We start from the raw sequence: 25702 nt of genomic DNA, 5'->3' as shown, positions 1-25702 counted from the left end.
GTATAATAGAAGAAAACATAGAGGGAGTGTCTCATATGCCAGTCTACAACAAGCTCGTACGCGACCTCATCCCGGATATCATCGCAGCAAGCGGGAAGTCGATGGAGACGCGGATTTTGAGTAATGAAGAGTATGTGATTGAAGTGAAGAAAAAGATGAAAGAAGAACTGGCAGAATACCACGCCACCCAGAATGATGAAGACGCAATCGAGGAACTTGCAGACCTGCTTGAACTGATCTCAGCTGCTGCTAAGACACATGGTGTGACGCTTGAGGAAGTGGAGGAAAAGCGTGAGATGAAAGCTCGGGATCGGGGCGGCTTTAATGAGAAGATTTATCTGGTGAGTGTGGAAGATGACTAATGTCAAACTGATTACTTCACATCTGATAGATGAATTAAATCATCTTATTGATCAGGCAGAAGAAATCTACCTTTTAACTGCATTTGCGATGGAGTCAGGTGTCAAGAGAATATTACCATCACTTAAAAAGGCTGCTGAAAGAGGGGCAGATATCAGGTTGTTGACTGGTGACTACTTATGTATCACGCAGCCAAAAGCATTAAAGTCTCTTATCAATGAACTGCCAGCAGCTGAAATAAGGTTGTGGCAAAATGATGGCAGGTCGTTTCACCCGAAAGCTTATTTGTTCAGGTTTTCAAGTGGCGGGCATGTCGTCGTAGGTTCATCTAACCTCTCTGCTTCAGCTTTAGATGGGGGAATTGAATGGAGTTTATCTGCTGCTTCAGATCAGGAGCAGTTATTTGAACACTCAGCTGAATCGTTCATGCATCTTTTTCAGCATGAATGTACAGTTCCGGTCAATTTGAAAACAATTGAACGTTATGAAGAATTATTTGATGTTTTTCATTCATCTAAAGACATACATAAAGTCTGGACTCAATCAGAGGAAGAAGCAGTAATGTTTGGAGAGCCGGAGGACCAGGATGCTCCGGTAGAAGTTTTTGAAACGTCAATCGCCGGTGAAATTGTACCGAGGGAAGCCCAGCAGCAAGCTTTGCAGGCGCTGACTGAAACGATGGACCTCGGATATGATAAAGCAATGATTGTTATGGCAACAGGACTTGGCAAAACGTATTTAGCGGCATTTTTTGCGCGTCAATTTAAGAGAGTGCTTTTCATTGCGCACCGTGAAGAAATTTTGAGGCAGGCGAAAGCTTCTTTTGAGCATGTATCAGGAGAATGGACAACCGGTCTGCTTACAGGTACTGAAAAACAAATGAATGAAGATGTGATTTTTGCATCGGTTGCCACGTTATCAAGAAAGCATTATCTGGATCAATATCACCCTGAAATATTTGATTTAATCGTAGTAGATGAATTTCATCATGCTGCAGCGGTTTCTTATCAGAAAATTATTAATCACTTTAGACCTGAATTTCTTCTGGGGATTACGGCGACTCCTGACCGGAACGATGGGAAAGACGTTTTTGCGATTTGTGACGGGAATGAAGCTTATAACATGAACTTCTGGAAGGCCATTCAAAATCAGTGGCTTGCTCCATTTCACTATTACGGGGTTTACGATGAAACAGACTACTCAAAGATCAGGTGGCTCAGTTCAGGCTATGACCAGGAACAACTGGAACAGGTCCAGCTTAGAAAAGGAATGGCGGAGAAAATCTACGCTGCCTGGAACAGACACCGACAGACAAGAACTATAGCATTCTGCTCATCTATTAAACAGGCGGAATTTCTTGCAGACTATTTCAGAGAACAGGGAAAGCAGGTAACAGCTCTGCATTCCAGAAGTAAGTATTCAAGACATCAAGCAATCAAAGAGCTTCATGAAGGATTACTGGATGTGATTTTTACAGTTGATCTATTCAATGAAGGTGTTGATATTCCACCGGTTGATACACTTTTATTTGTCAGACCGACTGAGTCACTTACAATCTTTACACAACAGCTTGGCCGGGGTCTGCGTTTATTTGAAGGGAAAAGTCACTGTACAGTCATTGACCTGATTGGAAACTACCGCAATGCAGATGTGAAGCTGAAAGTGTTTGATCAGGATCCTTCTGGTTTTGAAAGAGACCATAAAACAGTGATCCCTGATATGCCTGAGGGGTGTAAAGTGGAGCTGGAAACAAACATTATAGACCTTGTTAAAGAAATGGGCAAAAACAGGCTTCAGGTCAGGGACCGGTTAATTACAGAGCTTGATGAACTGACACTGGAGCTTGGTGAGAGACCGAGTTATTTACAGTTTCACAGAATGGCATCCATTCCAAGTATTTTCATTAAAAGAACATTTGGCTCATACGTATATCTATTAAAGAGTGCTGGTAAATTGACAGAAGTTGAAGAGAGGGCTGCTGATCTATATAAAGACTGGTTTATAGAAGCTGAAAAAACAGGGATGGTAAAAAGCTATAAAATGGTTGTATTACTCGCAATGCTTGAAAGAGGTCCTGAAAGTTGGTTTAAGCCGGTTACAGCTGAAGAAATTGCTTATTCATTCCATCATTACCTTACTGAGAAAAAGTATAGAAAAGTGATTGATTTTAGTGATAAGAAGGGTAAGTCATTATGGGAATATGATGAGAAAAAGGTTGCGAAACTGCTTAAAGATATGCCACTTTCTAAATGGTCCGGTTCTTCCGGTGGCATTGTGAAATTTGAAGATAACAAGTTTTGGTTTGATATATCGGAGCCTGCTGAAGCATTTCAGGAGGAGTTGTATGAGCTAACAAAGCAGATTTGTCATTACAGGCTTGAGGAATATTTTGAGAAAAAAGCATCAAAACCTAAAACTAATTAACCTGGTTTAAAGGATTTCCAAAAGTAATCCAGAATATATAGGTATACTCTCCCAAAACTCATACCATCAACGGAGGTGCCCAATGAACATCAGAAAAGCAACACTCAAAGACGCTGCAGGGATTGCGAAGGTACAGGTGGATACGTGGAAGACGACTTACAGAGGGATGGTGCCGGATGATTATCTGGACCACATGTCTTATGAACGCAGGGAAGAGATGTGGGGGAAGATTATTGGTGAAGGCCAGGTTCTCTATGTGGCTGAGGATCATGGTGAGATAGTGGGCTTTGCAAATGGCGGGGAAGAGCGAAGTAATAAGTATTCCGGTTATGACGGCGAGTTGTTTGCGATCTACATACTTGAATCCTATCAGCGACAGGGGCTTGGTAAAAAGCTGATGACTCCATTAGTAGAAGAGCTAAAGGATAAAGGGCTGACTTCCATGATTGTCTGTGTGCTTGAGAAGAATGATTCAAAGCGTTTTTATGAGGTACTTGGCGCAGAGAAGGTTGATACGGTGAAGATTAACTTTGGCGGGAAGGATTTGAAGGAAGCTGTGTATGGATGGAAGGATCTTGAGCAGATGAAGATATAATAGACAAGCCATTTATCAAACGATTTCCTGATCATTTGATAAATGGTTTTTTTAGTTCCATAGCCACCTGTATGGATATAAATGTTAAACTTGGACCAATAAAGGTTGTTAATGTAATACACAAGGAGGAAATCAAATGACTGATCAATTCATACTGGGGCTCGTCATTACTTCTGCTCCAAAGTCTTTACTGACAGACGAAGGTTTTGAACACGTACGTGTATTTACGGTAGCTGAACTTGAAGAGCATTTTGGTGTAAAGGGTTCTTTGCATTTTGACAGGTGTGAGGATAATCTTTTATCAGGGCATGGAAAAGCGGCATTTGCTTACTGGACAAAGCTGTTTATGCTGACTGAAGAGGAGATTGAAGAAACCAACTGGGATCATAATGAGGCGCTGCATGTGTTGATCAAAAAGGTGAGACAGTTTGTGCGGACGCATGGACTCATGGTAGCAAAATGGCATAGTTTTAATGAACGGTTCGATATTGCAGGTCCCTGGAGTGTGCAGTTATTTACACCGACCGCACCGCCGATGATTTTTAACCTCGGGATACAGGATATGAAATGGCTTGCTTCTATGGAAATGGAGTTCGGGTTCTGTGCTAAGGAGGACAGGTGGATGGAACTTGTAAAAGGTGCTGCTGAGAAGTAAAGGCGAGGCGTGATGGGAAGAGGAGCATTACTTTAGAGAAGTGGAGCGATATCAAAGTTCCAAAGGGAAGTGCATCTCCCATTACTGTAACACGTGATCAACGGGTGTTGATGATTGAAGTGACTGATTCTGCCGGTACAGAACTGGATGGAAGAATCATCATGCGTGGAAAGACGCTGTTTGTCTTTGCTGAAACCGGCGTTTACAAAAAGGACATGACGCTTGAATTGCTTAAGAAAACTTAAGCATGGAGGTGTCCTGATGAAAATCACTGCTGCAGACTCATCACTCTCTTCACTGGCTTATTCATCGCAAGCTTCTTCATCGGTCCATTTCCAATGCCCGGCATCTTTTACCTGCTTCCGGCGATCTTTATCCTGACGACTTTGCAGCTTTTTGAAAAGGGTAAGAAAAGGGAAGGGGTTGTGAATGGGTTTATTACAGCGATTTTTGTTACCATGGCGACGTTCAGTTTTATTACATAAACAGATAGATGATATTAAGAGCTTCATATTTATATAGCCTAATGACTTAACACCTGACCATAAGCCGTCAGGTGTTTTTTCGTATTGATCGTTAAATTAAAAGTCTGACAGTCATGTATATATTTTTTCAGAAGTGTTCAGGATTAATATAAAAGGGGGTGAGGGTGTGGAAGGGAAATCATTTCACCGGAAAGATGATGTGCAGCAGTGCAAGCGTATTCCTGAATTTAAGGAGCAGCTGCAGTTTCACTTAGGGAACACGGAGGACTTGGTGATGCTGTCTGTCTATGATCAGAAAGCAGGACATCAGTCGTTGATCGTCTATATTGAGTCGCTGATCGATCAGTTCAGGCTTGAAGAGATCCTTGAGTGGTCGGGAGAGATGAACTGGCTGACAAGGGATCAGGTAATGAGCAGTAAAATTCAATTATACGATGGTGCGTTCCCATTTCAGCAGCTTACGCAAAAACTGCTGGACGGTGAAGCGTTTGTGATGACGCCAGAAGAAAAAGACTGGCAGATTAAAGGGGTTACCATACCAAGGGAGATTGCCAGAACGATTGAAGAGCCGAAAAATGAAAAGGTGATCAGCGGACCTCATTATGGGATGAATGAATCGCTCAGCACTAATATTTATCTCTTAAGGCAACGGCTGAAGACCCCTCATTTAGTCGTCAGGTATTATCAGATTGGCAGGGAGTCTAATACAAAGAGTGCGCTGATTTATGTGGAAAATGCAGCAAACCAGATGATCGTTGAAGAATTTATCAGAAGGATTGAGAGCATTGATATCGATGTCGCACACAGTGTTGGTTTTCTTGAAGAGATACTTGAGGATCACTGTTTCTCTCCTTTTCCACAGTTTCTGGCGACAGAAAGACCTGACCGCGTAACAGATAATCTTGCTGAGGGGCGGATCGCCTTCATGATGGACGGTTCACCAAACGCATTAATTGGACCGGCTTCTTTTTTTTCGTTTTATCAGTCTCCGGATGATTATAATGGACGATTCATTATTGGTACATTTTACAGGCTGCTGCGCTTGGTCAGTTTTATTGTGGCATTGCTGCTGCCGGCGTTTTATATCGCCATTGTCAGCTATCATTTTGAGGTGATCCCGGAAGCGCTCACACTCCCGGCAAAGAGGGCCATAGAAGACATTCCTTATCCTCCGCTCGTGGAAGCATTCATTATGGAAATTACGATTGAACTGATCAGAGAAGCAACGGTCAGGCTGCCATTTCCCATTGGACAAACGATCGGGGTTGTAGGTGGTCTCGTCATTGGTGATGCCGTTGTAAATGCAGGCTTTGTATCAAATATTATGATCATTGTTGTCGCGCTGACCGCTATTTCTTCATTCGTCGTACCCTCGGTTGAAATGAATGCAACAGTCAGGATTCTAAGATTCCCTTTTATGATCATGGCTACATTATTTGGATTTTACGGGATCGCTGTTGGGCTTTCGATCTTGCTGATTCATCTGATCCGGCTGGAGTCTTTAGGTGTACCTTATCTCACCCCAATTGCACCGTTTCATAAGTCAGGTCTGAGAGATTCTCTGCTCCGCATGCCGTCGTGGCTTCAGAGCACCAGACCTGCAGGAACACTGACGCTGAATAAAGTCAGACAGGGTTTCTCAAAGAGGTGGCAGCATGCAAAAAAATAATGAGATAACCGGCTGGCAGTTGTTTTTTCTGATCGTCCAGACGCAGATTGGAGTGGGTATCCTCTCGCTGCCAAAAGATATTTCGGCAGAAGCAGGACATGATGCCTGGATCTCTTTAATACTCGGCGGAATAATAATTCAATTGCTCCTCCTGATCTTTCTCTGGTTACTGTTAAGAGCAGGAGAAATCAGTTATTTTGACATGATCATAAAGTCATTTGGAAAATTGGCTGGTAACATTCTGGTTTTTTGCTATCTGGTCTATATTCTATACATTCTGACTGTATCAAACCTTTCTTTTACAAAGGTTTTATCAGATTGGATCTACGTGGATACACCCAAAGAATTGCTGGTGATCTTGTTTTTACTTCCGGCTGCATATTGTGCAGGGAGTAAAATCATTCATGTCGCAAGGTTTTCTATGATCGTATCCTGCCTGCTGCCGTTGCTGATCTTGCTTTTAATTCCTGTGTACAGTTCGCCTGAATTCATTCACCTGCTTCCGATAGGATCTGAAGGACTGCCTGCAATCATTGGGGGGATGAAGGCATCTATGCTGTCCTATATAGGTTTTGAAGCTTTTTTATACTTTAGTAAGTATGTGAAAAGCAACAGGGAGAAAGAGTTGAAAAAAGCAGCTTGGTCAACTTCGTTTGTTCTGTTATTTTATTTGTTTATGATCATCTCAACACAGCTTTATTTTCACGTGAAGGAAATTTTGGTAGTGCCATACGCGGTTTTATATATTTTAAAGTCGCTGAGCTTTGTGATTATGGAGCGAATTGACCTGATCTTCCTTACACTCTGGATCGTCGTTGCTCTTACATCTTTTATTAACTATTTGTTTGTGGCTGCAGAAGAAACAAAATTGCTGTTCAATCTGAAAAGTCATCAGCGTGTGATCATGTTTATCGTTACAAGTGTGTTTGTTCTTTCTTTGTTCATTAACGAAAAGCAGTCCATTATTAAGCTGCAAAGTCTGGTGCCATATGCGGCAGTTATTTTTACAGTTATCCTTCCGCTTGCTACTTTATGTATTTATCTGCTATTTAGAAAGGGCCATGCGACATGAGAAAAATACCGGTACTATCAATCATGATCAGCTGCCTTTTACTCTCGGGCTGCTGGGATCAAAATCTCTTAAAAGATGTACAGCTGATCTATACAGCCGGATATGACCAGACAGACAGTGGTGAAGTAATGGCGACAACCCTTGCCCCGCCGATTGATGATACAGACCAGGTAAGTGAAATTACTGTGACTGGTCACACAGTGAAGGACTCAATGCTTGAGATGGATCTGATGATCTCCGAGTATGCAGATTTCTCAAAGCTGCAGACCATCATTCTGGGAGAAGATCTGGTTACAGAAGAGATTTATTCATTTCTTGATGAGATGTATAGAAACCCGAAGCACAACCTGCATGCAAGAGTTGCAGTAGCAGATGGTGCAGCAAGTGAATTGTTATCTCAACAGATCGATACGCAGAAAAATAAATCAGAATACTTTAAGGGACTGCTCGAAAGCTCTGAAATCACTAGTGTGACACCCTACGTTTCATTACAGGATGCATGCACCATTATTTTTAATCCGAAAAAAGACCTGTATCTGCCTTATATTACTTATGAAGAAGAAGAACAGCGTGCAAAGGTCGGCGGTATTGCACTATTTCACAAAAACCGTTTTACAGGAGAGCATTTGGACCCTGAGGAAAGTGTGATCTTTAACATTTTAAATAACAACACAGAGGAATTGGTCAGGGTCACCCGTCGCGTCCATCATGACAGGGAACTTGAGGTGGAGAATTGGTTAACAGCGGAAATCAAAGAGTCAAAAACCCGTATGAAAATCAGCAGGGATCTGAAAAGCTGGGAAGCTAAAGTTGAACTGGAGATCGTTATTACTGAATATGGTCAGAATAAAATCACAAAGGAAAAAGAGGAGGAGCTGCAAAAGCGATTAAAAGACATTCTCACAGAGGATATCAAACATGTAATGACAAAGTTGCAGTCCTCTCAATCAGATGCTTTTGGTCTTGCAAACCGTGTCGCGGCTTTTAATGCTGAGCGGTGGAACCCTGATACATGGGATGAAACTTACCAGGCGCTTCAGATTCAGGCGGATGTTGATATAAAAGTAATGGGTACTGGGATTATAGATTGAGGACCTGGTGTAAAGGCCCTCAATTCTCAGCGATCATTTCACTGATTTGATTGAAAACTAAATCGTGCGGACTTATTGTTCATTCAATTTGAACGTGTCGACATACTGCTTCGCCTCAACAAGAGACAGCCCCTTCGTTTCACGAACTCTTTTGACAGCCTGAACATCCTTCCCCTGATGAATTAGCCCTTTCAGCTCCTGATGCAGTTCCTGATAAAGCTCTTCTTCTGTCACATCCGAATGTGAAGATAACTGGTCCACCTTATAATTCAACGTTTTGACGCGCTGTTCAAGCCTGAATATCGTTGAAAGCAGATAAACAACGACGGCCAGTGTGATGAGTTCGATTAAGTTAAATTCCATATGTACCGCTCCTGACTGGTTGAGAAACCCATTTCCTATAATATAACATTTCCAATATATGAAATAAACTGATACTATGACTGAAGAAATTAACTTGGAAGGGATGAGAAGGATGAGCGGGCAGAAGGAAGATCTGATTGTGATGACAAGCAGAAAGTTTTTTATTTTCTTTGGAGGGACAATCTTCGGAACGATTGTCTTTTATGGGTTCATCAGCCAGCTGCTGGACCGTTTATTTTAAATCAATGGGAAAAGCGGAGAAGGTTTTATCATTTGAAAAGTTTGTAGCTATTACTTTATCAACAAGTGGCGAGAAGACCTCCACTTCAAGCGACGGTTTTTTTCGATAAGTGGGGGGATGAATCGCCAGGTCTTGACCTTGAGGTGTTTTGCTCTTCTTTTCTTGAATGAAAAAAGTGGCTTTCTTTTTGCAAATCCCCTATAATGGGAATAGAACATATGTTCCTTTTCGGAGGGGGCGCAATCAGATGGCAAAACGCTCAAATGATCTACCAAAGAAGGCATTTAAATTCAAAGTCTATGATCATCAAGGTCTTCAATCGTTTTTTGCACAATCCTTTGGTTGTACCCGTTTTGTGTATAACAAAGCCTTAGGTTATATCAACGGTGTATGGGAGAAAACCCACACATTTCCTACGAAATTTCAGGTCATGAAGTGCCTTCCAAAGTGGAAAGTCGATCATCCATTTTTGTGTGAGATTGATTCGATTGCCCTTCAAGCTTCCATTGAACATCTCTTTAGCGGATTGGATCGCTTTCGTGGCACAAAAGGTAAGGAATTGAAAAAAGATTTCTTGATGCGTTTGAAACTAAACCCGACACTCAAACCAAAGATTTGGGACTATAAGGGGTACCCTCGTTTTAAACATAAAAAGAAATCAGCACATATCTAACAGAATCTATCTCCTAAAAAAGGAATTGTTTGCAATTTTCTAAAGAGGGAAAGTAATCACTATTAACCTTTGAGGAGTGATTTACGTGGCTGATAAAGGAATGAGCGACAAGGTAAAAGGTGCTGTGAATAAGGTAAAAGGTGAAACGAAGGATCAGGTAGGGAACGCAAAGAATGATCCGAACATGCAGGCTGAAGGTAAGAAAGACAAGACAAAAGGCGACATTCAGGATGGCGTAGGAAATTTTAAAAATAACGCAAATAAATAATGAACATGAAAAAGCTCCTGTGTGCAGGAGCTTTTTCATGTCTGTAATCATCTTAAAAGTTGATAGTAAGTGTTAAATGTATCCTTACTTATACACATCAATTACATTATCAGACGCTTTTAGCAGTTTTTCTGCTTCATGGCTATCTACTCTAAGTCCGCCTTTACGGTACGGATTAATTAGCTCCTCAGTTTTAGCTTGTGTACCGTTGATTATGAGCTTCTGGTTTTCTTCTCCAAGGTGATAACGGATTAGTGCTGGTTTTCCGAGAATGTCAAATGTCAGCGTAAGTCCATTTAATTCATCTGGCAGGATTGGATCAAATATAGTTGCACCGTCTTCTTCTCTTAGACCGAGTGCATTAGAGATCAGCTGATTCATATAGATTCCTGGTCCGCTTGAGTAGATTCTCCAGCCGCCTTTAACAGATACGTCTCCTGACCGGAGCTTGTCAAAGTGTTCCTGAGCTTCGTATCGCGTATTGAATTTACCATCAGAGCTGCTGAAGTAGGCGTTGCTCTGGCGGATTTCAGCGTTTGGGACAACACTTGTTATACCGACCGGGTTAATCGTCTCCAGACCCTTCCATACTTCATTCTTTTCACCGATTTTAGCCATTGCTTCAACAAAACGGATATGGGCATGAACGTATTGAAGGCCGATTTCTCGTCCGAAGTTGGATGCCTGTTCTGCCCGCTTAAAGTTTTTACTGACGCCGCCTTCATATTGAGCAGGCTTATTCATCAGCCTGACACCATCCGGACAGTAAAACTTCTCCCTGATCAGCGCATAATGACGCTCCATATCTTCTGCTGACAGTAATTCGCTGATCATACTTCTGGTCATTGGCAGCAGGCGGTAGTTGATACCGGTTGTTTTGTCATCAGGATGCACCATATTTTCAGGGTTAGCAGGATCTTCAAAGTACAGGAATCCCGGGATTACTTCTGTCTTGAGCATATAAGTCATAAAATCTGCCTTAATGCTTTCGGCTAAGGAAGCAAGCTCCGATGACTCAGCAGGATGATTTTTTGACAGTGCGCTGCCCAGTGTCCTGACTGTCTGATACGTTAATGCAACGGTCCAGCTGCTGACCATGTACTGGCGGAGCTGTTCATTTGCAGGCTGGAGAGTATCATCCCAGTCACCGTCTCCGTAGGAGGAGAGGTGAGTACCGTGCAGGAAGTTTTGTTTAATGGTCGTAATTTGTTTTTCGATATGATGCTTCAGCGTATATTGTTCATCAGTAAATGAGAAGTTTATACGTGAAGTATATGGAATTTTCATATCAAGAATGTCATCATCACCAGTTGCTGTTATGTAATCAGCTACAACTTTCAGCGGCCAGACGATGACGTCGCCATGGCTGTGATCCTGCTGAATACGGCTGTACTCATCGAACATAAACCACTGCGGCCAATCTCCTGTTTCATCGTACTGGTGTTCATACACAGTCTTAATAATTTCCTTTACGCTGGCGTACTCTCGTGTAGCCATAAAATATTCTGTCGGTCCCTGACACACATCTCTAGTCCCCCAGGCTGCCCCGCCATATTGCTCAAGGCCATGAGGAGAAGAGTAGTGCACCAGCATATTGTGGGTATACCACCAGCTGAGAATATTCACTTTTTCAACGTTCTGCTCTTTATGTGATAATGAAAAGCCTTTTAACAATTGTTTGTAATACTCATAATAAGCTAGTTTTGTTTCAGTAAAGTGCTGATGATCATTGACGTGAAACTTTTTATCCAAGGAGCCCGCAATCTGCATGGACCATTTATCTGTTTTTGAAAGTGACAATTCAATGATGGAAGCCGCGCGTTCCTTTAGTGAGCAGCTGGTTCCATTTAGCGATAATTTGTATGCAAGATTCGGGTGGGTGTTTGCGCTGTCAGATGCCTGATCAGCTGTGACAATAAATGAATGATCGTGCTTTTCAAGGTGATAGGGAACATCATATTCCTGCGTATTCATCGACAGCTGATTGGAAACAATCCATTCATATGAAACTTTGTTTCTAGATGTGACTTCGAGCGTAATTGTCTTGTCATCTTTGTGGCTGAATGAACGGATGTCAATGATATCTCCATTGTATTTATAGATCCACTTTGCATAATTGAAGCCCATTTCAAACACTGCCGGCATTGTCAGTAATCTGAATTCATTATCCACCTTGATTCGGATTCTTTGTCCGGATGATTTAAATATATTTAAAGGATTTCTGACATTGGATAACAGTTTGTTCATGTTAGTATTGCCAAGAACAGTTTGCGCGTTGAATACACCAGGCATATAGGCTGTTGATGCCATGACAGGCTGTCCTTTAAGTTGGTGATTATTTCCGCTCATCAGGATGTGACCGTGTGAACGCTCTGTCAGAAGTTCCTTTTGTTTTAATACGATATGTTCATAATCCAGAGTGAAAAATGACAACAGCTGACCATCTTTCCACTCTTCCTCAAGCCTTTCAGGGTACCACTCATTGATCTCATCAATTGAGATGTTTTCTGAAGTAAGCGTAGCAGTGGCTGTTTCGGATTGAGCGCGTTCTGCAATTGAAAAATCAGCTTCTTCTGCTTGAACTGAGTACCAGACATCTGAGATTTCATCATTAAAAATTGGTCTTTGGACTGCTTCAGGATGATCTTCTGTAAATGCACCATAAAAAACAAAATCAGCCGCACCGTCTAATAATACTGTTTCGCTTTGGAGTGCAGCATAAGCAAATTCATATTGGTACACTTTATTTTCAAGCGATGGCTTCGTCAGTACTTCGGGTGTGTCTGTTTCTTTAAATGATAACCCGAAAAACTGAAAGCCATCAGTGCTGTAACCTGTACTTTTCCCGAGCGAACCGATCTGCAGGGCAGGAAATTTGTTCTGTTGAGGCTGATTCTGTCTTGAACAGATCAAGTAGCCGCTTTCTTCATCTTCAAATACCGCATGATCAATATATTGGGATGTGTAAGCTTCATTCGTTCTGACTGCATTCCTGTCTGCAATCCCAATATCCTGCCCGTGCACAACATCCACTGTTTTATCTGCTCCGCTGAGAGAAATCTCCCAAAACCAGATCAGCTGGTCTGATAAATGAAAAGTAATGTCATATTGAATGCCTTCAACACGTCCTGTCCATTTAGCTTTTGATGAAGAGGTGGAAAATGTACTGTCTGCTTCTTTACCTGTTAAAGGATAGTATCTGATCTGATCGTTTTCGTGGATACGCAAATAAATTTGATTAAGCGAACCATCATAAATATTGCCGATCAGTTGGTTAATCATCGTCTGCTGATGTGTAATCTGAAAAATATCACCAGTCTGTAAATAATCGAATCTGAGCTGATTGCGCTCAAGTGTAAGTGGGTGAACCTGACTGTGAGTTGTCATAAAAAGATACCGCCTTTCTATTTATACAAGTGTAAATGATGTTTTTAATGTTTTAAGAGAATGTGGACCGATAAAAACTTCGAATGTTCCGGGATCACTGCAAAATGACAGGTCAGAGTGATGATAGCGCAGCATGTTTTCTGTAATGCTGAAAGTCACACTCTCGGATGCCCCGGGTTCAAGGGTGATGCGTTCGAACCCTTTCAGCTCTTTTAACGGACGAACGGTTTCACCCGAGACATCTCTAATATACAGCTGAACAATTTCATCACCGGATACAGTTCCGGTATTTTTGACTGTGACAGATGCAGTGATCTGATCAGCTGCATGTAGAGTATCACCAGACAGCTTCAATTCACTGTAATCAAATGTTGTATAGCTCAATCCGTAGCCAAAAGGATAAAACGGATCGTTAGGTGCATCCATATAATCTGATACATAATGTTCCTGAGCATCTGGTGCCCCTTTAGGACGGCCAGTATTAAAGTGATTATAATAAACGGGTATTTGCCCGACGTTATGCGGGAATGACATCGTCAGTTTTGCAGAAGGGTTCACACTTCCTGTCAGGCAATCAGTAACTGCATGCCCGCCTTCGCTTCCAGGGAACCAGGCAAACATCACAGCGTCGCTCAATTCATGAACTTCTTTTATATCCAGCGGTCTGCCGCTGAAAACAACTGTTACAACAGGTTTTCCGGTCTTTTTTATTTCTCTCAAAAGGTTCAGCTGAGCTTCAGGTAGTTGAATATCTGTACGGCTGTTTGCCTCTCCGCTCATCAAACTGCTTTCGCCGAGTGTAAGGACGACAACGTCAGACTGATCGGCAATGTCGATTGCCTGCGCGGTTAATGAGTCATCATGCTGGTGAATCCCGCAGCCCTCAGCAGCTGTAAACGTCAGGTTTTGTTCCTCAAAAGCATGTTCAATAGAAGTCACTTCCTCTATTTTCCCTTCAGCTGACCAGGGGCCAAGCAGGTCCTGGCTTTTAGCAAAAGGCCCGACCAAAGCGATGCGCTGTTCCGGTTTTATTGGAAGTGTGTAATGATGATTTTTTAAGAGAACGATTGATTTCGCAGCGATTTCACGGCTCAATTCCCTGTGCTCACTGCATCCAACGATCTCTGATTCTCTTTCAGAACTGATTCCTCTGTAAGGGTCATCAAAGAGTCCCATTTTTTCTTTCAGTTCAAGTACACGTGTGACTGCTTCGTTAAGAAGGGATTCATCAAGCTGACCTTCCTTTATCAAATCTTCAGCGTGTTGTGCGTAGCAGGCAGTCATCATTTCGATATCCAGTCCTGCTGTCATTGCCTTTAATGCCGCTTCTTTTTCATTTTCTGCTACACCGTGGGGGATCAGTTCTTTTACAGCACCCCAGTCTGAGATCAACACGCCATTAAATCCCCATTCATCGCGTAATAAATCACGCATCAGCTTCCGATTGGCAGTAGCAGGAATCCCGTCTACGATATTAAAAGCAGTCATGACCATCTCACACCCGGCATCGAGAGCAGCTTTATAAGCGGGTAAATAACTTTCTCTTAGTTGGCGCTCTGACATATCGACTGTGTTATAGTCACGGCCTGCTTCAGCGGCACCATATGCTGCAAAATGTTTCACACATGCTGCTACAGCTTCATGGTTGTCTGTCAGGCTCTCCCGTTGAAATCCTTCTACAAACGCTTTGGCAAAGAGACCATTGATGTAAGGGTCTTCTCCTGTAGATTCCATGACACGCCCCCATCTCGGGTCACGCACCAGATCAACCATCGGAGCAAAAGTTACATGAACGCCTGAAGCGGCTGCTTCTCGTCCTGCTGCTTCAGCACTCTTCTTTGCAAGACCCGGGTCCCAGCTGCAGCCAAGTGCCAGGGGTATCGGAAATATGGTTCTGAATCCATGTACAATGTCTGCCATAAAGATAAGAGGGATGCCAAGACGGTTTTCTTCTATATGTTTTTGTTGAATGGACCTCACTTCACTTGCCCCTGATACACCAAGCACGGATCCTGCGTTTTGAATCTGTTTCTCCGTTACTTGCAGAGAAGCCATCGGTCCTGTTATGTGTCCGCTATTAGAAGAACCTTTAAAGAATGGACCTGCCAGCTGAGATAGTTGTGCAACTTTTTCTTCTATAGTCATTTGTTCAATCAGATGTTGAATGTCCATAGGAAACCTCCTTTTGTTGAAACGTTTCTATTAAATTGATTATGAATAAAAGAACTGGCTGTTGCAAGGTTTTATAGAAAAATCATTTTGAATCCCATGTTATAAAGGTATTTATTAAAAAGTATTAGATAACTAGTGTATTTCATTGTGGTGAAAAATAAATTTTAAAAAACTATTGAAAGCGGATTCACATTTGATTATAATCAATTTATCGAAACGTTTCAATAAAGTTTTTCAAATCAATCAAATTGATTTTTGCGATACCAAATAAACCAGCAACAGTAGAAGGGATGGAATGAATATGAATAAGAAATTGTTAGTACCAGCCGTTTTGACGCTTGGAGTATCAGGTGCACTCGTGGGATGTGGCGGCTCTGATTCAAGCTCTGGAAGCGATGGAGACACGCTGTCAGTCTGGGCAATGGGGGAAGAAGGAAAGCTTCTTGATGAAATGACAGCAGCTTATGAAGAAGAAAATCCGGATGTAACAGTTAATGTTCAGGCAATTCCATGGGATCAGGCATATGACAAACTTTTAACAGCAGTAGCATCAGGCAACGGCCCTGACGTCCTTCAGCTGGGGACAACATGGGTGACTGAATTTGCGGATGCGGGTGCATTACTTGACCTTTCAGAATACATGGAAGACTATCCAAACTTTAATCCTGATAACTACTTCGAAGGTGCACAGGCATCTATGGAATACGACGGTGCGACAGTTGGTATTCCTTGGTACGTTGAAACCCGCACCATGTATTATAGAACGGATCTCTTAGAAGAAGTTGGTTACAGTGAGCCGCCTGCAACATGGGACGAGCTTAAGGATGCAGCGACGAAGCTTTCTGAAACTGGAGACAATGTATATGGACTTGATATTGACTTAAATGATCAAATCACACCATTTATTTTTGCATGGCAAAACGGATTTGAGTTTGACACAGAGAATCCGAACTTTACGTCTCCTGAATTTAAAGGTGCAATCGAATACTATACAAGCTACTTTGAAGAAGGAATCAGTACAACTACTGAGGGAATTGATATCATTCAGGCATTCAAAGATGGACAAAAACCAATTTTCTTCAGCGGTCCGTGGATGATTAACATCATTAATGATCAGGCGCCTGAACTTGAAGGGGACTGGGCAGTTGCAACAATGCCGGCAAATGAAGAGAACGTTTCTAGTATTGGTGGAGCGAATTTCTCTGTTTTCCATACTTCAGAAAATGTTGAAGGCGCATTGGATTTCATCAGCTATATGACAGAAACCGAAACTCAGCTTGAATGGATGGAGAAGTCGAATACGCTTCCTTCAAGAACAGAATCATGGGAGGACCCTGCACTAGCTGATTCAGAAATGTATTCGGTATTTGGTGAACAGCTTGAAAACACGCAGGCAGCCCCACAAATTAAAGAATGGGAAAGAGTTGCCCAGGAGCTGCTTTCTTCTATCGAAAGAATCAACATTGGCGGAGCAGACATTGATGAAGAGCTGGAAGCATTTAATACAAAAGTAGACGGTATTATTGAATAAATCCTGTAAGGTAAGCGGCTAAATGTCGCTTACCTTCATTTCTTAAAGGCAGGTGGATGTACTTGACTAATCTAGTAAAAAGTATGGCGAGAGATCGTCATCCTTATATTTTCATTGCGCCGGCGCTGTTGATCCTTATCCTTTTTAGTCTAATTCCAATTACAATCGCATTTGTAATCAGTTTCACGGATATGGATCTGAAAGGGCTGGCTAACTGGTCAAATATTAGTTTTATCGGCTTATCCAACTACACTGAACTATTATCAGACAAAGTGTTTCATAAAGCGGTACTCAATACCATTTTTTATGTGGTGATTGGCGTTCCGCTGGTGATTGTTTGTTCTCTTGGCATCGCTTTGCTGCTGAACTACGGTAAAAGTAAGATTTATACGGTGTTCCGGGGTGTATATTTCATGCCAGCCATTACAAACATCATTGCCATCGCTGTCGTATGGGGATTTTTATATAATACAGAATATGGATTATTCAACTACTTACTTTCATTAATGAGCGTTGATAAAATTCCATGGCTTGAAGAGCCGACGATTGCAAAACTGTCTTTAATATTACTCGCTGTATGGAAAGGAATCGGAATCAATATGATTATCTTCCTTGCTGCATTACAGGGAATTCCGAACTCTTACTATGAAGCAGCAAGAATTGACGGAGCAAAGCGCTGGCAAATCTTATTCAAGATCACAATTCCGCTTTTAAGATATGCAATCTTCTTCGTTACAGTTACAACCTTAATTGGCTGGCTGCAATTCTTCGAAGAACCTTTCATTATGACGCAGGGTGGTCCACTTGACGGTACCGTCTCTATGGCTTTATTCATTTATCAGAGAGGTTTCCAGTTCAGTGAATTCGGATATGCAGCAGCAGGTTCCTTTATTTTATTTATCTTTATTATTGTTGTGACATTAGTGCAATTTAAGATGCGAAAAGCAGATGATGAATATTAAAAGACTCGAGGTGAGATCTCATGGCTTCACAAACGTCTAAAAATAAAACGGAAAGAATACTAGTTACTTTGTTGCTTATTGTTGGAGGGCTGGTTGTCTCTCTTCCGTTTATCTGGATGATTACAAGTTCTTTTAAACCGGAAAGTGAAATTCTTCAAATGCCGCCAACCTTATTTCCGGAAAACCCGACGATACAGAACTATATTAACCTGTTCACTACGATGAACTTTGGTGTCTACTTAAGAAACACATTGATCATTGTACTATTGTCATTTGTTGGTTTACTGTTCAATGCAATGGCAGGCTACGGCTTTGCGAAGTATAATTTTAAAGGAAAAGAAAAGCTATTCATTCTCGTTCTTGCCACAATGATGATCCCGGGTCAGGTAACGATGATTCCTGTCTATCTGCTACTAAATGAGATGGGGTTAATTAATACAATGGCGGGGATCGTACTTCCCGGTCTTGCTGCAGCATTCAGTATCTTTCTGTTCAGGATGTTTATGCAAACCATTCCAACTGACCTGATTGAAGCTGCACGATTAGATGGAGCTGGAGAATTTTACATCTTCTTCCGTTTGATTATGCCTGTATCAAAACCGATTTTTGCTGTACAGGGAATATTAACATTTATCGCAGCATGGAATAGCTTCCTCTGGCCACTCATTATCGCAAACGATGAATCACTATATACGTTATCTGTCGGATTATCATTATTAAAAGGCCAATATGCTAGTAACTTCGCTCTTCAAATGGCTGGAGCTGCATTCATGGTTATTCCAATTATGATTATTTTTTCTTTCTTTCAAAAGTATATTGTGGAAGGTTTTACAACATCAGGTATCAAATAAGTATTATAGTTATAATAGAAGATGATCAGATGAAAAGGGGGGATTAGGTGGCCACAATTAAAGATGTAGCCAAGCGTGCGGGTGTTGCGATTTCAACAGTATCCTATGCTTTAAATGGTAGCGAAAAAATTAGTGAAAACACTCGCATGAAGGTCCTCCGGGCAGCAAAAGAATTAAATTATAAAAAAAATGGCTTTGCTTCTGATCTGAAAAGAACCAAAACCAATACGATTGCCTTAATTCTAAGTGATTTGGCAGGACCATACTATTCAGAATTAACAACAGGTGTACAGGAAATCACCACTGCTTACGGCTATGACTTAATTGCCTGTAGTGCACAGGGAGGTCCACAGTCTACAGCAGTAAAATTTCTCCGTGAAAAAAGAGTGGACGCCGCAATAATTCTTGCTCACAATATTTCAAACGAAGTGATCACAGATTCAGCGCGTGAAGGGTTTCCGATCATTGTACTAGATCGCCACGTTGAAAACGATCACGTCATTCAAATTGAAGTTGATAACTTTCAGGGAGGCTTTGAAGCCACTGATTATCTAATCAAAAAAGGTCATAAAGAGGTTGCCTTCATCAGTGGACCAGCCAACTCCCATGATAGCGATTTACGCCTAAAAGGATACATCACTGCTATGAAGGAAGCGGGTTTGAAGTCTGCTCAAAGGTGGGTGCTGCATGGAGATTTCACACGTGAAGGCGGCTACCGTGCAACAAAAATGCTGATTCTTCAGGGAACGCTTCCGAGTGCAGTATTTTATGGCAATGACGAAATGGCAATAGGTGGTATGCAGGCGTTTAAAGAAAAAGGAATCCGCATTCCGGAAGACATCTCAGTTGTGGGCTTTGATGATATAGAGCTCGCAGAATTCACAACACCACCACTGACCACCATCAAACAGCCGAAATATGAAGCAGGGGCCCTTGCTATGCACCTGATTCTGCAAAAGCTTGGTGGGGGAGAAGTAAATTCATATTATAAGGTTGCTACTGAGCTTATTGAAAGAGAGTCTGTAAAGTAATTCTTATAAAAGTTTTTAAACAGTCTACCCAGCATAAAGTTTTGTATACAATTTATTTAAATAACGCAAATAAATAATGAACATGAAAAAGCTCCTGTGTGCAGGAGCTTTTTTCATGTTCACAAATCAGCTATTGATAAAAATGAGATAAGATGAAACGAAATAGACGACTACAGCCATCATAGAAGGTAACATGTACTTAAAGCCGGAGTTTGCTTTTTTCCTCAAAATCGCATACGTCAAAATGCCTGAAAGAATAAAAATACCGATCGCGGTTGTTAAGTGAGAACTTGAAACGGAAGTAACGATCGAACCCTCTCTATAAATCACATCAGCACCTGCAATGATAAAGATATTAAAAATGTTGCTTCCAAGAATCGATCCGATTGCAAGGTTAACGTTATTAAGACGCAATGCCACTAATACAGACACTGCTTCAGGAAAGGAAGTCGCAGCAGCCACAAGAAAGCTTCCGATAAAGCTTGAACCGAGTCCTGTAATCACAGCGATCTGATCACCCATAATGGATAACATAGTCCCTGCACCCATAATGACAATCGCTGCGATGATGAATCCAGCGACGGCATATCTAAGAGACATCGCCATATCTGATGAATCGACTTTAGCCAGTAGCGAATCCCCAGGTTGTTTAATCGTCTGTTTATTTTTTGATAAACGTCCGAGAATCAGTACTTTTGCTAAGTAAATGGCTGCAATCAGCAGTGAATCAATTCCTAATCCGAGAATTGTATAGTCGTTACGTATAATGAGCGACAGCATGATCAGCAATGTCAGCATCATGCCGATTCCTGCAGTGAATAAATGATCGTTACTGGCCTGTAAAAAGAGCTGTTTCTTTCTGAAGTAAAGGTCAAAGCAGGCAATAATAAACACGTTAAATAAATTTGAGCCGAGCAGATTACCGATTGCGATATCATTGTTTCCGATCCATACTGCTGAAAAACTGGTCGTCACTTCGGGTAAAGACGTTGCACCTGCGAGCAAAAGGGTGCCGACTAGCAGTCCACCCAATCCTGTCTTTGTACTAATCACGTCTGCGTATGTAGAAAGTTTCATCGCGGCATAAATGGTAACGACTGCAGCGAGTATAAACCAGACAAACGCCATGTGACATCACTTCCTTATGGAGACTAAGATCCTATCTGCTAGCTTTCCCACATTTACAAAAGTTATATCCCCGGAATATACAAAAAACCCTGGTGTTTAAACCAGGGTTCAGCTCATCAACTATTAACAAAAATCAGATAAGACGATACAAAATAAACAATCACAACCAGCAGAGAAGGCAGCACATATTTAAAAGTAGAAGTCGCCTTTTTCATCAATACAGCCCAGATCGCAATCACTGACAGGATCGTGACACCGATTGCAGTGGTTAAATGGGAATCTGAGACGCTTGTGATGATTGCACCTTCACGGTAGATCAGGTCCGAACCTGCAAGGATCAGCATATTGAAAATGTTACTTCCAAGAATCGATCCCATCGCAAGGTTAATATTTTTCAGCCGCAGTGCGACCAAGACCGAAACAGCTTCAGGCAGTGAAGTCGTTGCAGCGACGAGAAAGCTTCCCACAAAGCTTGAACCAAGGCCGGTAATAACTGCGATCTGGTCACCCATGATCGACAGCACTGTTCCTGCACCCATAATCACGATCGCCGCAATGATAAAGCCGATGACAGCATGCTTCACTGACATCGTAAATTCTGACGACTCTTTTGCAGGGGTGGCGGTGACGTGTTCTTCAGCTTGTGGTAAGCTCTGATCTGATTTCGATAATCTGCCGATAATAGAAATCCCGGCAATATAAATTACGACAATCAGGATGGAGTCGATCCCCATTCCAAGGATTGTATAGTCAATCCGGAGGGTTAACGCAACCATGACAAGCAGTGTCAGTAGTAAGCCAAGCCCTGCTGTGTATAAGTGGTCATTACTTGCCTGTAAAAAGAGCTTTTTCTTTCTGTAATACAGGTCAAAACAGGCAAGGATAAATACGTTAAATAAGTTTGATCCAAGTACGTTTCCAATCGCAATATCATTATTTCCAATCAGCACAGCTGACAGACTCGTTGTCACCTCGGGAAGGGAGGTAGCGCCTGCGAGTAAGAGCGTGCCGACAAGCAGGCCGCCCATCGCCGTTTTCGTGCTGATCACATCAGCGTAAGTTGACAGCTTCATTGCTGCATATACGGTGACGATTGCAGCCAGAACAAACCAGACAAATGCCATATGTATTCACCTCTGAATATTATTGGTTAAGCAATATATAAGAAAGGCTGCCCAAGCAGCAGCCCTGTTATGCCTCTTCTCCAGGTTCAGGATCATCAGCTCTCATTACAGTGATTTTCACACGTTCGATCCGGTTTTCAGACAGTTCGAGTACATCAAACACAACGTTTTTATATTGGACTGAAGGTCTCTCATTTTTCCGTGGAATATAGCCGAGCTCATGAATAATAAAGCCGCTGATTGTATCGAGCTCCTCTGAAGGAAGGCTGACTTTTATGACTTCCTCAAGCTCCCATAATCGGAACGTGCCCTCAGTAACATAAACACCTGGTTCCTGTTCAATCATCTCTTCATCAGACGAACCCTGCTCGAGACTTTCACTTGAGATCTCACCGACGATTTCCTCAATCACGTCTTCAATCGTAATAATGCCCTCCGTACCGCCGTACTCATCAATCACAATTGCAATATGTGTATTACTCTTTTGCATAGAAGCGAACAGCACGTCGATCGGCTGGGATTCAAGCACGAAAAACGGCCTTCTGATCAGATTTTTTAAATGAAAAGGTTCGTCGTTACCAATATACTGGAAAAGGTCCTTAGCATGCAAGACTCCTATTATGTTATCAATCGACTCTTCATAAACAGGAAATCGCGTGAAACGTTTTTCTTTTACCAGTGATAACACGTCTTCAAAAGACGCACTAATCGGCAGTGCGGAGATATCTCTTCGGTGCGTGATGATATCTGTTGCGATTTTATCGTTAAACTCAAAGATGTTGTTGATCAGAACCTTTTCTTCTGGATTAATCGTCCCGCGTTCCCGCCCGACATCCACAAGCATTCTAATATCTTCCTCAGTTGCTTCTTCATTACGCGCATTTGGGTCAACACCAAACAGGCGGACTACTGCGTTTGTTGATACAGTCAGAATAAATACAATCGGGGCACTGATTTTCGCCAGAACTGTAAGAGGTGTAGCAGCTACTCTTGAAATTGCATCAGCCTTTTGAAGTGCCAGTTGTTTTGGTACAAGTTCACCAAATACAAGTGTAAAGTAAGATAAAACAATGGTAATTGTAATGACTGATAGTGTATTTAATACACCAAATGACAATGGGGCGCCCCATGCAACAAGCGTATCAGCCAGCGGACCTGCAAAGAAATCTGCAGCAAAAGCACTGGACAGGAACCCGGCAAGCGTAATTCCGATTTGAATCGTACTTAAAAACAGGCTGGGTTTGGATATCAGGTCATATATTTTTTTCGCTTTCGCATCTCCATGATCTGCATCCCGCTTTACTTTATTATCATTTAAATTCACCAGAGCAAGCTCTGAGGCAGCAAAAAAAGCATTAATCAAAATCAATACACCTAACGTAACGAGCGCAATCGTCAACAGTGATTCCTCCATAATTATAATAATCAATCTTTCAATTCTATTTCTTTAATCAAATCTAACATATAGATTAATAGAAAGATGTACACAAAACCCCGCACAGCATGCCGTATGGGGTCATGGTCTCACATTAAGACTGGGCCATCTGAATATCCAGACGCACCCTTAAAATTTGATGATTATCCATCTCTTCAACTGTCCACATATGCTTTTCATCACTTGGAATCCGGTCGCCTTCAGCAACTTCGTTTTTCTTATGAAGCACCCAGCCGGCAATCGTATCAACGTCTTCAGCGCCTTCAAACTGGGCGCCAAATCTCTCTTCAAGTTCATCTAGCAGCACACGTCCATTTACACAATAAACAAGCTCGTCGATTTCCTCAATGTCATTACGCTCGTCTTCATCAAACTCATCGCGGATCTCACCGACAATCTCCTCAAGAATATCCTCAAGCGTCAGCAGTCCTGAAGTACCGCCGTGATCATCAATAATGAGTGCCATGTGCACACGTTCAAGCTGCATTTTCAGCATCGCATCCTGAAGCGGTGTATGCTCAGGAAGCAGCACGATTTCATGAAGCGTATCTGCAATTTTATACGAACGGTCACGTACAATATTTGTCAGCATTTCCTTTACATTAATAAAGCCGATAATATGGTCTTTATCATTGTCTGTTGTCACAGGGAAACGCGTATACTGGTGTTCATCAATGATGCTGAGAATCTCTTCTGTTGTCATGCTGATATCAAGCGTCTCCATCTGTACACGGGGGACCATGATATCCTTGGCAACACTTTCATCAAAGGCAAAGATATTTTCCATAAATGAAAGTTCAGTCTGATTGATCTCACCGCTCTTAAAGCTCTGCGCCATAATGATTTTCAGCTCTTCTTCAGAGTGCGCCTGCTCATGACCGGCCGGCTGAACGCCAAACGCGCGAAGTAACAGACGTGCAGAACCATTCAGTGTCCAGATTGCCGGAAACATAATCTTACCAAACCAGTATAGCGGACGGGCAAGAATAAGCGTCATTTTCTCAGCAAACTGAATCGCAAGCGTCTTCGGTGCAAGTTCTCCGATGACAACGTGTAAAAAAGTCACAAGCGCAAACGCCACAGCAAATGAAACGATCGTAGAAATCGCCGCAGGCACACCAAAGCCGTCAAATACAGGGTGCAGAATCTTCTCAACTGTCGGCTCACCAAGCCACCCAAGGCCAAGGGCTGTCACTGTAATTCCCAGCTGACACGCCGATAAATAATAGTCCAGATCCGTCACAAGCTTTTTCACAATCGGTGCCGTCTTATTCCCCTCAGCAATCAGCTGGTCCACACGCGACATCCTAACCTTCACAACCGCAAACTCAGATCCTACGAAGAAGGCTGTCAAACCGATTAATACAGCGACAAGCCCAAGATTTAAAATCAATATACTGTCCAATAAATTCCCCTGAAAAAGGGGATTCACCTCCGAAATTTTTTAACTAAGTAGTGTCGTCATCAGCTGAATCAGTGGAATCATTTTCAGCTGAATCTCTTCTTTAATCATATGTCTTTCCTCAGGAGCTGCTTCCGAAAGCTCCTCTTTCAGCGATAAAATCTTCTCTTCCAAATGAGCGATTTCCTCGTTTACTTCCTGCAGCGCAGGACTCGACACAGGCTTCACTTCCATCAATACCTTAATCTCATCCAGCGTCATCCGCTGGTCCTTTAACAACTGAATCTCCTTCAGTGTTTCCAGCACAGACTCCGGATATAACCGGTAATTCGAAGCAGAGCGCTCAAAAGGCAAAAGTCCAATCTGGGTATAGTAATCAATCGTCCGGGTTGAAAGACCGCTGCGCTTCGCAACCGTTCCAATTCGTATTAGCGCCTTCCCAATATGTTCAACGTCCTCTCATCATGCAAATTAAGAAAAGTATACAGTGTAACGTGATGGTTGGCAATGGTTTTGTTTTAAGCGGCACTGGGGGGACGGAGTTAAGTGAGTCGAAATTAAAATGATTATAAAAGTGGAGCGGTTAACTCCGTCCCCGAGTTGGTTCCAATATGATTAGATGGAACTATTTTTCAATTAATCCCTTAAATTGTTAAATTTAATTTGTGATATCAGGTGAAAAATGTTAAAGTTAAATTTAGTCAGATAAAAAGGTAGTTATGTATAGTTACCCCCAGTGCTCAGGAACATAAATAAACGGGATCGTTAAGACGTGGAGGAAGG

The 25702-nt window shown here is 42.1% G+C and carries 23 protein-coding genes; 15 read left to right on the top strand and 8 right to left on the bottom strand.

Annotated features, from left to right (window positions below; translation table 11 throughout):
• The first annotated feature begins 35 nt into the window (after positions 1–35).
• The 8 genes from LG330_RS16545 to LG330_RS16510 all read left to right on the top strand — a co-directional run bounded on the left by LG330_RS16545 (position 36) and on the right by LG330_RS16510 (position 8351).
• The gene (locus tag LG330_RS16545) at positions 36–362 is read left to right on the top strand and encodes a phosphoribosyl-ATP pyrophosphohydrolase (protein ID WP_404405789.1); all 327 of its coding nucleotides are present in this window, start codon (positions 36–38) and stop codon (positions 360–362) included.
• Entirely contained in the window at positions 355–2784 is a 2430-nt protein-coding gene (locus tag LG330_RS16540; RefSeq protein ID WP_404405787.1) for a DEAD/DEAH box helicase family protein, read from the top strand. Before LG330_RS16545 ends, LG330_RS16540 begins: the two co-directional genes overlap by 8 nt.
• An 82-nt stretch (positions 2785–2866) precedes the next feature.
• Entirely contained in the window at positions 2867–3379 is a 513-nt protein-coding gene (locus LG330_RS16535; protein WP_404405785.1) for a GNAT family N-acetyltransferase, read from the top strand.
• A 136-nt stretch (positions 3380–3515) separates the two neighbouring features.
• The gene (locus LG330_RS16530; RefSeq protein WP_404405783.1) at positions 3516–4034 is read left to right on the top strand and encodes a hypothetical protein; all 519 of its coding nucleotides are present in this window, start codon (positions 3516–3518) and stop codon (positions 4032–4034) included.
• Positions 4035–4144: 110 nt separating this feature from the next.
• Positions 4145–4279, top strand: a complete 135-nt coding sequence (locus tag LG330_RS16525; protein ID WP_404405781.1) for a hypothetical protein — start codon at positions 4145–4147, stop codon at positions 4277–4279.
• 406 nt (positions 4280–4685) lie between these two features.
• A complete protein-coding gene (locus LG330_RS16520; protein WP_404405779.1) occupies positions 4686–6188 on the top strand; it encodes a spore germination protein in 1503 nt (500 codons plus the stop codon).
• Positions 6175–7260 (top strand): GerAB/ArcD/ProY family transporter, encoded by a 1086-nt coding sequence (locus LG330_RS16515; protein WP_404405777.1) that lies wholly within the window; start codon positions 6175–6177, stop codon positions 7258–7260. The genes LG330_RS16520 and LG330_RS16515 overlap by 14 nt, the downstream gene beginning before the upstream one ends.
• Entirely contained in the window at positions 7257–8351 is a 1095-nt protein-coding gene (locus LG330_RS16510) for a Ger(x)C family spore germination protein (protein ID WP_404405775.1), read from the top strand. Before LG330_RS16515 ends, LG330_RS16510 begins: the two co-directional genes overlap by 4 nt.
• Before the next feature lie 72 nt (positions 8352–8423).
• Here the strand turns inward: LG330_RS16510 and LG330_RS16505 are convergent, their stop codons facing one another.
• Positions 8424–8714, bottom strand: a complete 291-nt coding sequence (locus tag LG330_RS16505; protein ID WP_404405773.1) for a hypothetical protein — start codon at positions 8712–8714, stop codon at positions 8424–8426.
• Positions 8715–8826: 112 nt separating this feature from the next.
• Here LG330_RS16505 and LG330_RS16500 point away from each other — a divergent pair, with 112 nt between their 5' ends.
• From LG330_RS16500 to LG330_RS16490, 3 genes are all read left to right on the top strand, one after another.
• Positions 8827–8955, top strand: a complete 129-nt coding sequence (locus LG330_RS16500; RefSeq protein WP_404405771.1) for a hypothetical protein — start codon at positions 8827–8829, stop codon at positions 8953–8955.
• A 247-nt stretch (positions 8956–9202) separates the two neighbouring features.
• Positions 9203–9628 carry a helix-turn-helix domain-containing protein gene (locus tag LG330_RS16495; RefSeq protein ID WP_404405769.1) on the top strand — a complete coding sequence of 142 codons (426 nt, stop codon included), beginning with the start codon at positions 9203–9205 and terminating at the stop codon, positions 9626–9628.
• Positions 9629–9713: 85 nt separating this feature from the next.
• Complete coding sequence (locus LG330_RS16490) at positions 9714–9896, top strand: CsbD family protein (protein WP_404405767.1); 183 nt, start codon at positions 9714–9716, stop codon at positions 9894–9896.
• 84 nt (positions 9897–9980) lie between these two features.
• Here the strand turns inward: LG330_RS16490 and LG330_RS16485 are convergent, their stop codons facing one another.
• Together LG330_RS16485 and LG330_RS16480 are read right to left on the bottom strand one after the other, a co-directional pair.
• The gene (locus tag LG330_RS16485) at positions 9981–13283 is read right to left on the bottom strand and encodes a GH36-type glycosyl hydrolase domain-containing protein (RefSeq protein ID WP_404405765.1); all 3303 of its coding nucleotides are present in this window, start codon (positions 13281–13283) and stop codon (positions 9981–9983) included.
• 21 nt (positions 13284–13304) lie between these two features.
• On the bottom strand, positions 13305–15455 hold the full coding sequence (locus tag LG330_RS16480) for a glycoside hydrolase family 3 N-terminal domain-containing protein (protein WP_404405763.1): 2151 nt from the start codon (positions 15453–15455) through the stop codon (positions 13305–13307).
• A 301-nt stretch (positions 15456–15756) separates the two neighbouring features.
• On the opposite strand from LG330_RS16480, the gene LG330_RS16475 reads away from it, so the two are divergent.
• The 4 genes from LG330_RS16475 (at position 15757) to LG330_RS16460 (ending at position 19830) form a co-directional block, all read left to right on the top strand.
• Positions 15757–16986, top strand: coding sequence for a sugar ABC transporter substrate-binding protein (locus LG330_RS16475; protein WP_404405761.1), 1230 nt, complete (start codon positions 15757–15759; stop codon positions 16984–16986).
• 83 nt (positions 16987–17069) lie between these two features.
• Positions 17070–17948, top strand: a complete 879-nt coding sequence (locus tag LG330_RS16470; RefSeq protein WP_404409646.1) for a carbohydrate ABC transporter permease — start codon at positions 17070–17072, stop codon at positions 17946–17948.
• Positions 17949–17968: 20 nt separating this feature from the next.
• Positions 17969–18799: a carbohydrate ABC transporter permease gene (locus LG330_RS16465; protein WP_404405759.1), complete on the top strand. Its 831-nt coding sequence runs from the start codon at positions 17969–17971 to the stop codon at positions 18797–18799.
• Between the two features lie 47 nt (positions 18800–18846).
• A complete protein-coding gene (locus LG330_RS16460) occupies positions 18847–19830 on the top strand; it encodes a LacI family DNA-binding transcriptional regulator (RefSeq protein WP_404405757.1) in 984 nt (327 codons plus the stop codon).
• A gap of 126 nt (positions 19831–19956) precedes the next feature.
• Here LG330_RS16460 and LG330_RS16455 read toward each other — a convergent pair whose 3' ends face one another.
• The 5 genes from LG330_RS16455 to LG330_RS16435 form a co-directional block, all read right to left on the bottom strand.
• Entirely contained in the window at positions 19957–20958 is a 1002-nt protein-coding gene (locus LG330_RS16455; RefSeq protein WP_404405755.1) for a sodium:calcium antiporter, read from the bottom strand.
• A 116-nt stretch (positions 20959–21074) separates the two neighbouring features.
• Entirely contained in the window at positions 21075–22082 is a 1008-nt protein-coding gene (locus LG330_RS16450; protein WP_404405753.1) for a sodium:calcium antiporter, read from the bottom strand.
• Between the two features lie 67 nt (positions 22083–22149).
• The gene (locus LG330_RS16445) at positions 22150–23481 is read right to left on the bottom strand and encodes a hemolysin family protein (RefSeq protein WP_404405751.1); all 1332 of its coding nucleotides are present in this window, start codon (positions 23479–23481) and stop codon (positions 22150–22152) included.
• Between the two features lie 130 nt (positions 23482–23611).
• A complete protein-coding gene (locus LG330_RS16440; protein ID WP_404405749.1) occupies positions 23612–24922 on the bottom strand; it encodes a hemolysin family protein in 1311 nt (436 codons plus the stop codon).
• Positions 24923–24961: 39 nt separating this feature from the next.
• Positions 24962–25342: a MerR family transcriptional regulator gene (locus tag LG330_RS16435; RefSeq protein WP_404409644.1), complete on the bottom strand. Its 381-nt coding sequence runs from the start codon at positions 25340–25342 to the stop codon at positions 24962–24964.
• Positions 25343–25702 lie beyond the last annotated feature (360 nt).

Source organism: Jeotgalibacillus malaysiensis (assembly GCF_044789845.1).
Taxonomy (GTDB): domain Bacteria; phylum Bacillota; class Bacilli; order Bacillales; family Jeotgalibacillaceae; genus Jeotgalibacillus; species Jeotgalibacillus malaysiensis_A.
The sequence above is the reverse complement of the archived record's forward strand: the minus strand, read 5'-3'. Positions and strand labels throughout refer to the sequence as shown.